Origin of the sequence: Rubrivivax rivuli, assembly GCF_004016505.1 — a bacterium.
Taxonomy (GTDB): domain Bacteria; phylum Pseudomonadota; class Gammaproteobacteria; order Burkholderiales; family Burkholderiaceae_C; genus Rubrivivax; species Rubrivivax rivuli.
The window spans coordinates 770,563-784,902 of the sequence record NZ_SACR01000002.1 but is presented as its reverse complement, the minus strand read 5'-3'; the positions used below and the strand labels follow the sequence as shown (position 1 = coordinate 784,902).

Below are 14,340 nucleotides of genomic sequence, written 5' to 3'. Positions count from 1 at the left end.
TTAGCGCAGGGGGGTGTGACCCCTGCGTCATGCAGGCAGCGGTTCACGGGCCAGTTCCTCGCGCGTCAGCGCGGCCTGCTCCAGCAGCCAGCCCTCGAAGGCGGCCAGCGCGGGGCGTTCACGCCGCGCTGGCCAGCGCACCAGCCAGTAGGAAAACGGCGATTCCACGCGGCCGGCGCTGCCGAAGGGCTCGACCAGTTCGCCCCGGGCGATGGCCTCGCGCACCAGCGGCACGCGCGCCAGCGCCACGCCCTGGCCGGCCAGCGCGGCCTGCACTTGCTGGTAGGTGAAGTTCAGGTAGACCCAGCCGCGCGGCTGCAGCGCGGGCGGTGCGTTCAGGCGCAGCCAGTGGCGCCAGCTCAGGTACTCGGCGCTGGGGCGGGGGTCGTCTTCTTCCAGCAGGGTGTGGCCGGCCAGGTCGGCGGCGCTGCGCAGCGGCAGGCGTTGCAGCAGCGCCGGGCTGGCCACGGGCGTGAGCACCTCGCCGAACAGCAGCGTGCTGCCCGGGGGTGCCTGCTCGGGGCGGCAGTAGCGCAGCGCGAGGTCGATCTCGGGGTCGTCGAAATCCACCAGGTGGTCGCTGGCGGAAATGCGGATGTCCGATTCCGGGTGCGTGTTCTGGAAGCCCGCCAGCCGCGGCAGCAGCCACAGCGAGGCGAAGCTGGCGAAGGTGGTCACGCCCACCGGCTGGCGGTGCTGGGTGTGGCGGATCTGGCGCACGCTGCGGTCCATCTGCGCCAGCAGGGGCGCCACGGTCTGCAGCAGCTGCGCGCCCGGGCCGGTGAGCTCCACATGCCGCGTGCCGCGCAGGAAGAGCGTGGCGCCGAGTTCGTCTTCCAGGCTGCGGATCTGGCGGCTGATGGCGGGCTGCGTGAGGTGCAGCTCTTCGGCCGCGGCGCGGAAGCTCAGCCGCCGGGCGACGGCCTCGAAGGCCCGCAGGGGGCCGATGGACAGCGGACGATGGCGCGGGGCATTCATTACCGCTGATTATCAATCAAGCGCCACAAGATGATTGGACGGTGGCCGGGGTTAACCCGATGATTCGCTTCGCTGAGCGTAGCCAAGGAGCACACCGTGAAAACATCACTGTCCATGATCAGATTGCATGAGCACTCGGCCCCCTGGGCCTGGACGCTGCGGGGTCACGAAGCCACCACGCTGCCTGCCAGCCCCGTGGCGCGCTGGCTGCGCGTGGACGAAGGTTGCCTGTGGGTGACGCCCGAGCAAGCCGGCCCCGAGGCCGAAGACCTGTGGCTGCAGCCCGGCGACAGCCTCGAGCTGCCTGCTGGCAGCCGCTGGGTGCTGCAGGCCTGGCCGCAAGCGCGGCTGAGCGTGCTGCTGGCCCCGGCCGTGGCTGGCCAGGCGCCGGCGCGAGCCTGGTGGCAATCGCCCTGGGTCTGGCCCTGGGTGCTGCCCGAGGCCCGCGGCCAGCGCCTGCCGGCCCAGGCCTGAGCGGCGGCCGCTCCCCCGGGGCCGCCCGCTGGCACAGCAGGCGGCCCCGGCCTGACAATCGGCGGCATGAGCTTCACGCTGCCGCCCCTGGAACCCTCGCGCGACAAGAAGACCCTGCGGCGCCAGCTGCAGGCCGAGCGCCAGAGCCTGATCGACCGCCACCAGCGCGCCATGCACCTGCAAGAGGTGCTGCGCGTCTGGCTGATGGGCCGCGATGACAAGGCCATCGGCGCCTACTGGCCCATCAAGGGCGAGTTCGACGCGCTGCCGGCGCTCTACCGCTGGACGGAAGCCGACGAAGAACGCTGCATCGGCCTGCCCGTCATCGACAAGGGCACCAAGCAGCTGCGCTTCCAGATGTGGTTCCCGGGCTGCGAGATGGAAGACGACGCCTACGGCATTCCGAAGCCGAAAGACACGCCCGTCTTCCACCCGACGCTGCTGCTGGTGCCCTGCGTGGGCTACGGCCCGGGGGGCGTGCGCCTGGGGTATGGCGGCGGCTTCTACGACCGCACGCTGGCCACGCTAGAGCCCCGGCCGTACACCGTGGGCCTGGCCTACAGCTTCGGCTTTTTGCCGTGGCTGACAGCCGAGCCGCACGACGTGCCGCTGGACGCCGTGCTCACCGAAGAAGGCGTGGCCTGGCAGCGGCCGGATTGAGGCCGCTGCCCTGCCCCATCAGAAGCGTTTGCCCAGCCCGATGCTGAAGAGCGTCGGGTCGACCTTGAAGGTGCCGGCCTTGGTGGCGCCGGCATAGACATCGGTCTCCAGCTTCACCTTCTTCAGGTCGAAGTTCAGCAGCCAGCCGCCCACCGGCACGTCCACGCCCACCTGCAAGGCCAGGCCGACGCTGTGCTTCTTGATGCGCGGCTGCAGGGCGGCCACCACGGCCGGGGCGAACTGCACGTCGGAGAAGATCGTGTAGTTCACGCCCGCGCCCACGTAGGGGCGGAAGCCGCCCAGCCCGGTGAAGTGGTACTGGCCCAGCAGCGTGGGCGGCAGGTGCTTGAGCGTGCCGATCTTCGCGCCGTTGCTGCGGATGTCGTGCTTCTGCGGGTAGGTCAGCACCAGTTCGGCCGCGACGTTCGGGCTGAAGAAGTAGCTGATGTCGAACTCGGGGAAGGTCTTGTTGTTGACGCTCAGGTTCAGGCCCGTGCTGTCCTTGTTGGCCGAGTCGAGGTACAGCGCGCGGCCGCGCACCAGCCAGTTGCCCGTGTCCTGGGCCTGGACCGCGCCGGCCGCTGCCAGCAAGACCCAGAGCAGGGTCTTGGCGAAGGGCAGGGTGGTGGAGCGGGTCGTGGTCTTCATGAAATCCTCCGTGGGAGTGGGTCGGGGCCACATGGCCTCGAACCCATTGCACTGCCGCAGGGAACACGAAGGCTGACACCGCTGTCAGGTGAGGGGGCCCGCTTGACCTGGGTCAAGCGGGCGGGGCAGCGCTGTGGCGCTGCGGCAACCGGGCGGCTTTCGCCGCCGGGCCGGGGCTGTTTCAGCCCAGCTGCTTGCAGATGTCCAGGCTCAGCGCGCTCTGGTTGAGCGTGTAGAAGTGGATGCCGGGTGCACCGCCATCGATGAGCCGGCGGCACAGGCGCGCCACCACCTCGATGCCGAAGGCGCGCACGCTGGCGGCGTCGTCGAGGTAGCCCTCCATCTTCAACGCCACCCAGCGCGGGATCTCGATGCCGTCACGTGCCGCGAACTGCGCGATCTTCGCGTAGTTGTGGATGGGCATGATGCCCGGCACGATGGGCGCCGTGACGCCGAGCTTGCGCACCTCGTCCACGAAGTGGAAGTAGGCGTCGGGGTTGAAGAAGAACTGCGTGATCGCGCTGTCGGCGCCGGCCTTCATCTTGGCCGCGAAGTGCTCGAGGTCCTTTTTCGCGTAGCGCTGCTGCGGGTGGTACTCGGGGTAGGCTGCGGCCTCGATGTGCCAGTCGGCGCCTTGCTCCTGGCGGATGAACGCGATGAGGTCCGCGGCGTAGCGGAACTCACCGGCCACCGCAGTGCCGCTGGGCAGGTCGCCGCGCAGCGCCACCAGCCGCCGGATGCCCTGGGCGCGGTAGGTGCCCAGGATCTCGCGGATGCTCTCGCGCGTGCTGCCCACGCAGCTGAGGTGCGGCGCGGCTTCGTGGCCCATCGCCGCGATGTCCTTCACCGTGGCCAGCGTCTTCTCACGCGTGGCCCCGCCCGCGCCGTAGGTGACGCTGAAGAACTCCGGCTTCACGGCCGAGAGATCCTGCACCACCGTCTTCAGCTTGTCGCTGCCGACGGGGGTGTTGGGCGGGAAGAACTCGAAGCTGATGGGCACCGGCTTGTGCTCGGTGCTCATGGATCAGGCCTCAGTAGCGATACGTGTCGGGCTTGAAGGGCCCGGTCTTCGGCACGCCGATGTAGGCGGCCTGCTCGTCGCTCAGTTCCGTCAGCATCGCGCCGACCTTCTTCAGGTGCAGGCGCGCGACCTTCTCGTCCAGATGCTTCGGCAGCACGTAGACCTTGCCGATGTCGTAGCTGTCCGGGTGGCTGAAGAGCTCGATCTGCGCGATCGTCTGGTTCGCGAAGCTGGCGCTCATCACGAAGCTGGGGTGGCCCGTGCCGCAGCCCAGGTTCACCAGGCGGCCCTTGGCCAGCATGATGATCTTCTTGCCGTCGGGGAAGATCACATGGTCGACCTGGGGTTTGATCTCGTCCCAGGTGCAGTCGGCCAGCGCAGCGACGTCGATCTCGTTGTCGAAGTGGCCGATGTTGCAGACGATGGCCTCGTCCTTCATCGCTTCCATGTGCTTGCGCGTGATGACGCTCTTGTTGCCGGTGGCGCTGACGAAGATGTCGCACTTGTCGGCGGCGTACTCCATGGTCACGACCTTGTAGCCTTCCATCGTGGCCTGCAGGGCGTTGATTGGGTCGATCTCCGTCACCCACACCTGGGCGCTGAGCGCGCGCAGGGCCTGGGCGCTGCCCTTCCCCACGTCGCCATAGCCGGCCACCACGGCCACCTTGCCGGCGATCATCACGTCGGTGGCGCGCTTGATGGCGTCGACCAGGCTCTCGCGGCAGCCGTAGAGGTTGTCGAACTTGCTCTTGGTGACGCTGTCGTTGACGTTGATGGCGCGGAACATGAGCTGGCCCTTGGCGCTCATTTCCTTCAGGCGGTGCACGCCCGTGGTCGTCTCTTCGGTCACGCCGATGATCTGCGCGCCCTTGCGGCTGTACCAGGTGCTGTCTTCGGCGAGCTTGGCCTTGATGGCGGCGAAGAGGATGGTCTCTTCCTCGCTGCCCGGGTTGGCCAGCACGCTGGGGTCGGTCTCGGCCTTCTTGCCCAGGTGCATCAGCAGCGTGGCATCGCCGCCATCGTCCAGGATCATGTTCGGGCCTTCGCCTTCGCTGCCCTTGGCGCCGAATTCGAAGATGCGGTGCGTGTAGTCCCAGTAGTCGACCAGGGTCTCGCCCTTGTAGGCGAAGACCGGCGTGCCCTTGACCACCAGCGCGGCAGCGGCGTGGTCTTGCGTGCTGAAGATGTTGCAGCTGGCCCAGCGCACGTCGGCGCCCAGGGCTTGCAGCGTCTCCACCAGCACGGCGGTCTGGATGGTCATGTGCAGGCTGCCGGTGATGCGCGCGCCCTTCAGCGGCTGCTTGGCCGCGAACTCTTCGCGGATGGCCATCAGGCCGGGCATCTCGGTCTCGGCGATCTTGATTTCCTTGCGACCCCACTCGGCCAGGGAAAGATCGGCCACGGCGTAGTCGCTGGTGTGCAGGGGTTTCAGAACGGCATTCATGGTCAGGCTCCAAACGGTTGAGGACCTGCACGCACGCGATGGGGAGAATCAGCTCACCCACGAACACGGTCGTGCAGGTGAGCGCGGTTGCAATGTAGAGATCCGAGCCTGGCCTTCTTGCTGAAGGTTGCAACGCTCCTCGGAACTGCCGCGAATTCTAGCCACAAGCCCCTGAATGCGTGGGGCGCGGGCTTCACGCCCTGCGCGGCAGCGTGAATTCCTGCGGTCAGGGCGGGGCCACGCCCAGAAACTCGGCCAGGCGTGCCGCCTCGTCGGCCAGCGCCGCGGCGTAGCCCGACTCGCGAGGGGAGCGGCCGCTGACGTAGCCGGCCTGCACCTGCAGGCGCTCGCCTTGCACGCTGGCGTTGGCCCAGCCGATGACCTGGTCGCGCCACAGCAGCGGCAGCGCGTAGTAGCCGCGCACGCGCCGAGGCGCCGGGGTGTAGGCCTCGAAGCGGTAGGCCCAGCCCCACAGCAACTCGAAGCGGCGGCGGTCCCACACCACGGGGTCGAAAGGCGCCAGCAGCCGCACCGTGTCGGGCACGGCGTGGCGGCGCGAGACCGGGTTCTCGCCGTCGGGCCAGAACCAGCGTTGCCCGTCCACCGCGGCGTTGGGCAGCCGCGCCTTGGCGCGCGCCAGCGCGGGCTTGCACAAGGCCGTCCATTGCGGGGCGCCATAGCGGATGCGGCTGACCAGCATGTTCAGCGTCAGCTCCGGCAGCGGCGCGTACTTCTGCACCACCAGGTCGACCAGCGCGTCCATCGCCGCGGCGGTGTCCGCCGGCGCTTCGTGCACTTCGCGAACGCTGTAGAGGCGGATGCCGCCTTCGCGCCGCGCCGTGCGCAGCAGGCCGCGGTAGTGCATGCCGTCCAGCAACTGGGTGCTGGCATTGCTGCTGCCGCCGAACCAGTTTTTCGCCTTGCCGTGCTGGAAGTGCGCGTCCACCTCGCGCGGGTGCACCACGCCGCGTTCGCGCACGAAGTCGAGCACGGCCTGCGCCTGCTTCCAGCGTGCTGCCGGCCACGGCGTGTTCGCGGTGCGCGGGTGCATCAGCGCCTGCGTCTCGCGCGCCAGGTAGCCGTAGTTGATGAAGAAGTCTTCCTCGATGGGCAGGCGCGTGTAGCGCCGCTCGAGATCTCCGGCGCGGTAGCCCTGCACGCGGTGGCGCAGCGTGAGGTCTTGAGCGCGGGCCGGGGCGCGGATGGGGTCGGCCTGCACGAAGCCCAGGCGGCGCAGGGCCGCAGGCAAGGTGGTGGGCTTGAAGAGGCTGCGCGCCACGGCGTGGCGGCGCAGGTCGTCCAGGCAAGGGGGTGGCACCAGGCGGGGTCGGCAGGAATTCAAGGGGGCAGGTCGTCGGGCTGCGGCAAGCCGTGCAGCGGCGTGCCCACGCCCCGGTGCAGCACGCCCGCGCGGTCGAAGCGCCGCAGCCGGCGCGAGAACACCAGCGTCACGGTCTCGGGCGCGGCCGCCAGCTTGTCGCCCAGTGCGTCCAGGGGTTTGCAGACGTAGCGGTTGCAGATGTCGGCGCGATGTTCGCGCGGCAGGTGGCAGCCGGTGGCGGTCTGGAAGGCGCAGCCGCCGTCCAGGTGTTCGGGTGGCAATGCGGCGAGGTAGGCCGCGATGGCGTCTTCGGTGGTGTGGCCGGGGTGCCGGGCCTGCCAGCGCTCCAGCACCTCGGCGTCGATGAAGGCGTGATGCTGCGCGCCCTGCACGCAGCAATACCCGCCGCACAAGGCGCACAGCGTGCTGGCAGCGGCCGGCAGGGCCGTGGCCGAATCTTCACCACCATGGCGCCGGCGCCGGTCTTCGGCGGCGGCCAGGCGCCAAGCTTGCGCCAGCCGCTCACGCAGGCCGTCGCCTACGGCGACGAGCGTGCGGGGCGCCGGGTCCAGCCAGACCACTTCGGGTGCTGTGCCGGCGACGGGGACACCCTCCTCTGCCGCCTGCTGTGCGGCCAGCGCCACCACCCGTTGCCAGCGCTTCTGCAGTTGCTGCTCGTCGGCGCGCTGGCGGCAGCTGGCGCTGCCGCAATGCGGCTGCTTCAGGTGTTGGGCCAGGGCGTTCAGCGCTTGGCTGCAGTGGGGGCAAGACGGCGGTGAGGCGGGCATGGGCGCAGCTTAACGGCGGGCCCGCACACGGCAAAGGGACCGGCCCGGGCGGGCGCGGCCTCTTTGCGTGGGGGGCGATTACAGGCCGGCGGCCGCGCGCAGCGCCTCGACCTTGTCGGTGCGCTCCCAGCTGAACTCGGGCTCTTCGCGGCCGAAGTGGCCGTAGGCGGCAGTCTTTTCGTAAATGGGACGCAACAGGTCCAGCATCTGGATGATGCCCTTGGGGCGCAGGTCGAAGACCTCGGCCACGATGGCGCTGAGCTTGTCGTCGCTGATCTTGCCCGTGCCCTCGGTGTAGACCGTGATGTTCATGGGCTTGGCCACGCCGATGGCATAGGCCACCTGCACCTGGCACTGGCGCGCGAGACCCGCGGCCACCACATTCTTGGCCACGTAGCGCGCGGCGTAGGCGGCCGAGCGGTCGACCTTGGAGGGATCCTTGCCCGAGAAGGCACCGCCGCCGTGCGGGCAGGCGCCGCCGTAGGTGTCGACGATGATCTTGCGGCCCGTGAGGCCGCAGTCACCCTGCGGGCCGCCGACGACGAAGCGGCCGGTCGGGTTGATCAGGTAGCGCGTGTTCTGCAGCCATTCCTTAGGCAGCACGGGCTTAATGATCTGCTCGATCACGGCCTCGGTGAACTCGGGCTTCATCTTGTCGCCCAGGCTCCACTCGGGGGCGTGCTGGCTGCTCAGCACCACGGTGTCGATGCTGTGCGGCTTGCCGTCGACATAGCGCATCGTCACCTGGCTCTTGGCGTCGGGCCGCAGGTAGGGCATGCGGCCGTCCTTGCGCAGCTGGGCCTGGCGCTCCACCAGACGGTGCGCGTAGTAGATGGGCGCGGGCATCAGCTCGGGCGTCTCGTCGCAGGCGTAGCCGAACATCAGGCCCTGGTCGCCGGCGCCGATGTTGAGGTAGTCGTCGCTGGCGTGGTCCACGCCCTGGGCGATGTCGTTGCTCTGCTTGTCGTAGCAGACCATCACCGCGCAGCCCTTGTAGTCGATGCCGTACTCGGTGTTGTCGTAGCCGATGCGCTTGATGGTGTCGCGCGCCACCTGGATGTAGTCGACGTGCGCGTTGGTCGTGATCTCTCCGGCCAGCACCACCAGGCCGGTGTTGCACAGCGTCTCGGCAGCCACGCGGCTCTTGGGGTCTTGCTTGAAGATCGCGTCGAGGATGGCGTCGGAGATCTGGTCGGCCACCTTGTCGGGGTGACCCTCAGAGACCGATTCGGATGTGAAGAGGAAGTCGTTCGCCACTGGAAAAGCTCCGTTGTAGTTGCACCTGGATCGCGTCGTCGCTGGTCAGATGCTCTGGAGCCGCGGCGAACGCTTTAGCGGATTTGTTGAGGCTCGGGCTGGCAGGCCCGGCACCCCGGCGGCGAGAGGCCCAGCCATGTGGCTATGCTTCACGTCCGCGATCGCCCCGCAAGTTGTTCTTTAACTCGGCGATGCCCGCATTCTACGAACGATGTCCTTCCTGCTGCCCCGGCTCGCCCGCCGCTCCCTGCGCTTTTTGCACGCCCTGGGCGGGCTCATGGGCTGGCTGGCCTACCTGTTGTCCCCCAGCTACCGCCGCCGCCTGAAGGCCAACGCCACGCTGGCAGGCGTGAGCACGGCCAACCGCCGCGCTGCCGTGGCCGATGCCGGCAAGCTGGTGATGGAACTGCCGCGCCTGTGGCTGCGGCCGCGCGAACAGCCCATCACCGACCCCGTGCGCTGGGAGGGCGCTGAACTGCTGGAAGAACTGCTCGCCCGCGGCAAGGGCCTGGTGCTGCTGACGCCGCACATGGGCAGCTTCGAAGTGAGCGCGCAGGCTTATGCCGAGCGCTTCGGGGCGCGTCAGCCCATCACCGTGCTCTACCGCCCGGCGCGCCAGGCCTGGCTGCGCGAGCTGGAAGAGACCGCCCGCGCCCGCCCGGCGCTGGCCACCGCACCGGCCAGCCTGGCGGGTGTGCGGCTCCTGATGCGCGCCTTGAAGAAGGGCGAGACCCTGGGCCTGCTGCCCGACCAGGTGCCGCCCTCGGGCATGGGCGTGTGGGCGCCGTTCTTCGGCCAGCCCGCCTACACGATGACGTTGGCCGCACGCCTGGTCCTGCAGACAGGCGCCGCCGTCGCCGTGCTGTGGACCGAGCGCCTGCCACACGGCGCCGGCTACGTGGTGCGTGCGCAGCCGTTGCCGGTGCCGCTGCCTGAACGCGCCGCCGACGGCAGCATCGACGACGAGGCCGCTGCCATCGCCATCAACCGCAGCATGGAGCAGGTGATCCTGCAGCGGCCCTCGCAATACCTCTGGGGCTACCACCGCTACAAGCAGCCGCGCCAGGTGGAGAGCGCGTCTTGAGCGCGCCGGGCTTCAAGCAAGCTGCGGCCAACGGCGCCGCCCGCTTGGCGCTGGGCCTGGTGTGGCTGCTGCACTGGCTGCCGTTGCCGGTGCTGGCGCGCGTGGGCCAGGGCCTGGGCCTGCTGCTGCACAGCCTGGGCCGCGCGCGGCGCGAGGTGGCGCGGCGCAACATCGCGCTGTGCATGCCGCAACTGAGCGTGGCCGAACAGCACCGCCTGGTGCGCGAACACTTCATGTGGACCGGCCGCAGCCTGCTGGAGCGCGGCCTGCTCTGGCACGCCAGTGCCGAGCGGCTGAAGCGCCTGATCCACGTCGAAGGCGAGGTGCACCTGGCCGAGCGCAGCGACAGGCCGGTGATGTGGCTGGTGCCGCACTTCGTGGGGCTGGAGGTTGCGGGCGCGGCCACGCAGCTCTTCCAGTCGTGCATGGGCTGCGACATCTACACCGCGCAGAGCAACCCCGTGATGGACGCCGCCTTCCACAAGGGCCGTGCGCGCTTCGGTCTGGCGCTGCTGTTCAACCGCCAGCAGGGCGCGATGCCGGTGGTGCGGGCCATCAAGAAGGGGGCGGCCTTCTTCAACGCGTCGGACATGGATTTCGGCCTGCGCGATGCCGCCTTCGTGCCCTTCTACGGCCAGCCGGCGGCCACGCTGCTGGCGCCTTCGCGCATGGCCAAGAGCCTGGGCATGCTGGTGCAGCCCCTCATCGCCGAGATGCTGCCCGGCGGCCAGGGCTATCGCGTGAAGTTCATGCCGGCCTGGGAAGGTTGGCCCAGCGACGACCCCGAGGCCGACGCCGCGGCGATGAACCGTTTCATCGAGCAGCAGATCGCCACCATGCCGGCGCAGTACTTCTGGGTGCACAAGCGCTTCAAGACGCGCCCGCCTGGCGAACCGCCGGTGTACTGAAGCCTCGGGCCCCGGCTGCGACAATCGCGCCATGCGGCTCCAGTTCACCAAGATGCAGGGCGCGGGCAACGACTTCGTCGTGCTCGATGGCACGGCTGCGCCGCTGGCCTTGAGCCGTGCGCAGCTGCGCCGCCTGGGTGACCGCCGCTTCGGCGTGGGCGCCGACCAGATCCTGCTCGTGGAGCGCAGCGCCACGCCGGGCGTGGACTTCCGCTACCGCATCTTCAACGGTGCCAGCGGCGACGAGGTCGAGCACTGCGGCAACGGCGCGCGCTGCTTCGTGCGCTATGTGCACCGGCGCGGCCTCACCAGCAAGACCACCGTGGAGGTGGAGACCGTCAACAACCGGCTCACGCTGCAGTTGCGCAGCGACGGCCGCGTGACGGTGGACATGAACCGCCCGGTGTTCGAGCACGCGCGCCTGCCGTTCGATGCCGCCGGCCTGCAGCCGCGCGCCGAAGGCGGCTTCGAGCACTGGCCGCTGGCGGATGTGGCGCCGGGCTGTGAAGTGGCCGTGCTCTCGATGGGCAACCCGCACGCCGTGCTGCGCGTGGCCGATGTCGACACCGCGCCGGTGGCCGACTGGGGCCCGCGCATCGAGACGCACGCGCGTTTCCCGCGCCGGGTGAACGTGGGCTTCCTGCAGGTGCTCACGCGCAGCGAGGTGCGCCTGCGCGTGCACGAGCGCGACGCTGGCGAGACCCTGGCCTGCGGCACCGGCGCCTGCGCCGCCGTGGTGGCCGGCATCCGCCTGGGCTGGCTGGATGCCGCGGTGGAAGTGCACACGCGCGGGGGCGACCTGCGCATCGAGTGGGCGGGCGGTGAGAGCCCGGTGCTGATGACCGGCCCGGCCGAGACTGTTTTCGAAGGAGAGATCGAACTGTGAGCAACAACGCCGACGGGGTGCAGGGCATCACCGAAGCCGACATCGCCAACTACCTGGCCAACACGCCGGGGTTCTTCGAGCGCCATGCCGAGCTGCTGGGCGCCATCCAGCTCACCAGCCCGCACGGCCAGCGTGCCGTCTCACTGCAGGAGCGGCAGATGGAAATGCTGCGCGAGCGCATCAAGGGCCTGGAATTGAAGATCATGGAGATGATCCGCAACAGCCAGGAGAACGTGGCCATCGCCGAGCGCCTGCACCGCTACACGCGCACCATCCTGCTGACGGCCGACGCGGCCGAGTTGCCCGGGCGCATGGTGGCTTCGCTGAAACACGAGTTCCTGATCCCGCAGGCCGCCATCCGCCTGTGGGGCGTGGATGTGCCGCACAACGGCGCCACCTACGCCGAGCCGGCCAGCGACGACGTGAAGAGCTTCGCCTCCAGCCTCACGCTGCCCTACTGCGGCGCCAACGCCGGCTTCGAGGCGAGCGAGTGGCTTGAAGACGGTGTCACCGTGGCCAGCATGGCCATGATTCCGCTGCGCCACGGCATGGACGACAAGAGCGGCGCCTTCGGCCTGCTGGTGCTGGGCTCGCCCGACCCCACGCGCTACGCAGCCGACATGGGCACCGAGTTCCTGATGCGCATCGGCGAGGTCTCGTCGGCCGCGCTCTCGCGCCTGCGCCCGCAGGCCTGAGGCAGGCGGGGCGGCGCGTGAGCACGCCGGTGCCGGCGGCCGACGCGCCGCTCGATTCCGCGCTCGAAGACTTTCTCACGCACCTGCGTGTGGAACGGCGTCTGGCCGAGCGCACCCTGGCCATGTACCGCGAGGCGCTGCGCCGCCTGCAAACCGCCGCGACGGCCAGCGCTGTGCCCTTGCAGCAGGCCCAGGTGCACCACCTGCGTGGCTGGGTGGCGCAGCTGCGCTTGCGCGGCCTGGCGGCGCGCAGCATCGCCATCCACCTGGCCGCGTGGCGCGGCCTCTACCGCTGGTGGGGGCGCCAGGGCGTGGTGAAGCTCAACCCCGTGGAAGGCCTGCGCCCGCCCAAGTCGGCCAAGCCCCTGCCCAAGGCGTTGGGTGTGGAGCAGGCCATGGCGCTGGCCGATCACCAGACCGAGAACACCCCACCCGCGCTGGCCGCGCGCGACCACGCGATCACCGAGCTTCTGTACGGTTGCGGCCTGCGCGTGGCCGAGGTGCTGGGCCTGGACCTGCAGGCCGGGCCCGAGACCGGCAGCGCCAGCCGCGGCTGGCTCGATCTGCCCGATGCCACGGCCCACGTGCAGGGCAAGGGCGGCAAGCGCCGCAGCCTGCCCATCGGCAGCGCAGCCTTGGCGGCGCTGCAGGCCTGGCTGCCCTGGCGCGCCACGCTGGCCGCGGCCGGCGAGCCGGCGCTCTTCGTCAGCCGCCTGGGCACGCGCCTCACGCCCAACCAGCTGCGCAACCGCCTGCAGCTGCAGGCCGCGCAGGCCGGCCTGCCCACGCGCGTGCACCCGCACATGCTGCGCCACAGCTACGCCAGCCACCTGCTGCAGAGCAGCGGCGACCTGCGCGCCGTGCAGGAGCTGCTGGGCCACGCCAGCATCAGCACCACCCAGGTCTACACCAAGCTCGACTTCCAGCACCTGGCACGGGCCTACGACGCCGCGCACCCGCGCGCCAAGAAAAAGAGTGGATCTGAAGCCATGAAAGCCATCCGCCTCCGCGAGGGCAAAGAGCGCTCGCTGCAACGCCGCCACCCCTGGGTGTTCCAGGGCAGCATCGCCAAGGGTGCCGCCGATGCCGGCGAGACCGTGCGCGTGGAAGACGCCGCCGGCAAGTTCCTCGCCTGGGCGGCGTACAGCCCCACCTCGATGATCCGCGTGCGCGCCTGGAGCTTCGACGAGGCCGAGCGCATCGACCGCGCCTTCTTCGAACGCCGCGTGCAGCGCGCCGTGGCGCTGCGCGCGCGCCTGCCCATCGCCAGCGACGGCGTGCGCCTGGTGCATGGCGAGGCCGACGGGCTGCCGGGGCTGATCGTCGACCGTTATGCCGACACGCTGAGCGTGCAGTTCCTCAGCGCCGGCACCGAGCGCTGGAAGCAGACCCTGGCCGACGTGCTGCTGCAGGCCACCGGTTGCACGCGCCTGTATGAGCGCAGCGATTCCGGCGTGCGCGGGCTGGAAGGCCTGCAGCCCGCCACCGGCTGGCTGCGCGGCGAGGGGCCCACCGAGATCACCATCACCGAACACGGCTGGCGCCTGACGCTGGACGTGGCGCAGGGCCACAAGACCGGCTTCTATCTCGACCAGCGCGACAACCGCGCGCTGCTGCAGCGCTGGGTGCAGCACTACGGCTTCCAGGACGTGCTGAACTGCTACTGCTACACCGGCGGTTTCAGCGTGGCGGCCCTGGCTGGCGGCGCGGCGCGCGTGACGAGCATCGACTCCTCGGCGCCCGCCCTCGAGCGCGTGAACGCGCACGTGGCGCTCAACGGCTTCGACCCCGCGCGCAGCGAAGCCCGCGATGCCGACGTCAACCAGTACCTGCGCGACGCGCTGAAGGAGGGCCGGCGCTTCGACTGCATCGTGCTCGACCCGCCGAAGTTCGCGCCCACCGCGGCCCATGCCGACCGCGCGAGCCGCGCCTACAAGGACATCAACCGCCTGGCGCTGAAGCTGCTGCAGCCCGGGGGCTTGCTGCTCACCTACAGCTGCAGCGGCGGCATCGGCGCCGAGCTCTTCCACAAGATCGTGGCTGGCGCGGCCATGGACGCCGGCGTGGACGGCGCCATCCTGCAGCGCCTGGAAGGCGCGTGTGACCACCCCACCACGCTGGTCTTCCCCGAGGGCGAATACCTCAAGGGCCTGGCGGTGCTGAAGGCGGCCTGAGC

Annotated in this window: 14 protein-coding genes, 1 pseudogene and 1 riboswitch; of the genes and pseudogenes, 8 read left to right on the top strand and 7 right to left on the bottom strand. The window is 69.9% G+C overall.

The genetic code is table 11. The features are described from left to right. Positions 1-27: 27 nt before the first annotated feature. The gene (locus EOE66_RS08075) at positions 28-978 is read right to left on the bottom strand and encodes a LysR substrate-binding domain-containing protein (protein ID WP_128228137.1); all 951 of its coding nucleotides are present in this window, start codon (positions 976-978) and stop codon (positions 28-30) included. A gap of 114 nt (positions 979-1,092) precedes the next feature. Between EOE66_RS08075 and EOE66_RS08070 the strand changes: the two genes are divergently transcribed. Together EOE66_RS08070 and EOE66_RS08065 are read left to right on the top strand one after the other, a co-directional pair. Further along, a complete protein-coding gene (locus EOE66_RS08070; RefSeq protein WP_128228136.1) occupies positions 1,093-1,452 on the top strand; it encodes a DUF2917 domain-containing protein in 360 nt (119 codons plus the stop codon). A 66-nt stretch (positions 1,453-1,518) separates the two neighbouring features. After that, positions 1,519-2,112: a 5-formyltetrahydrofolate cyclo-ligase gene (locus tag EOE66_RS08065; RefSeq protein WP_128228135.1), complete on the top strand. Its 594-nt coding sequence runs from the start codon at positions 1,519-1,521 to the stop codon at positions 2,110-2,112. Positions 2,113-2,130: 18 nt separating this feature from the next. Here the strand turns inward: EOE66_RS08065 and EOE66_RS08060 are convergent, their stop codons facing one another. From EOE66_RS08060 to metK, 6 genes are all read right to left on the bottom strand, one after another. Further along, positions 2,131-2,760 carry an OmpW/AlkL family protein gene (locus EOE66_RS08060; protein ID WP_128228134.1) on the bottom strand — a complete coding sequence of 210 codons (630 nt, stop codon included), beginning with the start codon at positions 2,758-2,760 and terminating at the stop codon, positions 2,131-2,133. A gap of 181 nt (positions 2,761-2,941) precedes the next feature. Then, positions 2,942-3,781, bottom strand: a complete 840-nt coding sequence (gene metF / locus EOE66_RS08055) for a methylenetetrahydrofolate reductase [NAD(P)H] (RefSeq protein WP_128228133.1) — start codon at positions 3,779-3,781, stop codon at positions 2,942-2,944. Positions 3,782-3,791: 10 nt separating this feature from the next. Continuing rightward, a complete protein-coding gene (ahcY, locus tag EOE66_RS08050; protein ID WP_128228132.1) occupies positions 3,792-5,225 on the bottom strand; it encodes an adenosylhomocysteinase in 1,434 nt (477 codons plus the stop codon). A 72-nt stretch (positions 5,226-5,297) separates the two neighbouring features. Then, positions 5,298-5,372, bottom strand: a riboswitch (S-adenosyl-L-homocysteine riboswitch). 79 nt (positions 5,373-5,451) lie between these two features. Beyond that, a complete protein-coding gene (locus tag EOE66_RS08045) occupies positions 5,452-6,543 on the bottom strand; it encodes a DNA glycosylase AlkZ-like family protein (protein WP_128228131.1) in 1,092 nt (363 codons plus the stop codon). 20 nt (positions 6,544-6,563) lie between these two features. Further along, positions 6,564-7,334, bottom strand: coding sequence for a hypothetical protein (locus EOE66_RS08040; RefSeq protein ID WP_128228130.1), 771 nt, complete (start codon positions 7,332-7,334; stop codon positions 6,564-6,566). A 78-nt stretch (positions 7,335-7,412) separates the two neighbouring features. After that, on the bottom strand, positions 7,413-8,591 hold the full coding sequence (metK, locus tag EOE66_RS08035) for a methionine adenosyltransferase (protein WP_128228129.1): 1,179 nt from the start codon (positions 8,589-8,591) through the stop codon (positions 7,413-7,415). Between the two features lie 211 nt (positions 8,592-8,802). Here metK and EOE66_RS08030 point away from each other — a divergent pair, with 211 nt between their 5' ends. From EOE66_RS08030 to EOE66_RS08005, 6 genes and pseudogenes are all read left to right on the top strand, one after another. After that, positions 8,803-9,675 carry a lysophospholipid acyltransferase family protein gene (locus EOE66_RS08030; RefSeq protein ID WP_128228128.1) on the top strand — a complete coding sequence of 291 codons (873 nt, stop codon included), beginning with the start codon at positions 8,803-8,805 and terminating at the stop codon, positions 9,673-9,675. After that, a complete protein-coding gene (locus tag EOE66_RS08025) occupies positions 9,672-10,583 on the top strand; it encodes an LpxL/LpxP family acyltransferase (protein WP_128228127.1) in 912 nt (303 codons plus the stop codon). Before EOE66_RS08030 ends, EOE66_RS08025 begins: the two co-directional genes overlap by 4 nt. A 31-nt stretch (positions 10,584-10,614) precedes the next feature. Next, entirely contained in the window at positions 10,615-11,469 is an 855-nt protein-coding gene (dapF, locus tag EOE66_RS08020; RefSeq protein ID WP_128228126.1) for a diaminopimelate epimerase, read from the top strand. Further along, the gene (locus EOE66_RS08015; RefSeq protein ID WP_128228125.1) at positions 11,466-12,164 is read left to right on the top strand and encodes a DUF484 family protein; all 699 of its coding nucleotides are present in this window, start codon (positions 11,466-11,468) and stop codon (positions 12,162-12,164) included. Before dapF ends, EOE66_RS08015 begins: the two co-directional genes overlap by 4 nt. Positions 12,165-12,181: 17 nt before the next feature. Then, positions 12,182-13,081: pseudogene (locus tag EOE66_RS08010) on the top strand (tyrosine-type recombinase/integrase); the annotation flags it as partial. Positions 13,082-13,153: 72 nt separating this feature from the next. After that, positions 13,154-14,338, top strand: a complete 1,185-nt coding sequence (locus EOE66_RS08005) for a class I SAM-dependent rRNA methyltransferase (RefSeq protein WP_128228302.1) — start codon at positions 13,154-13,156, stop codon at positions 14,336-14,338. Positions 14,339-14,340 lie beyond the last annotated feature (2 nt).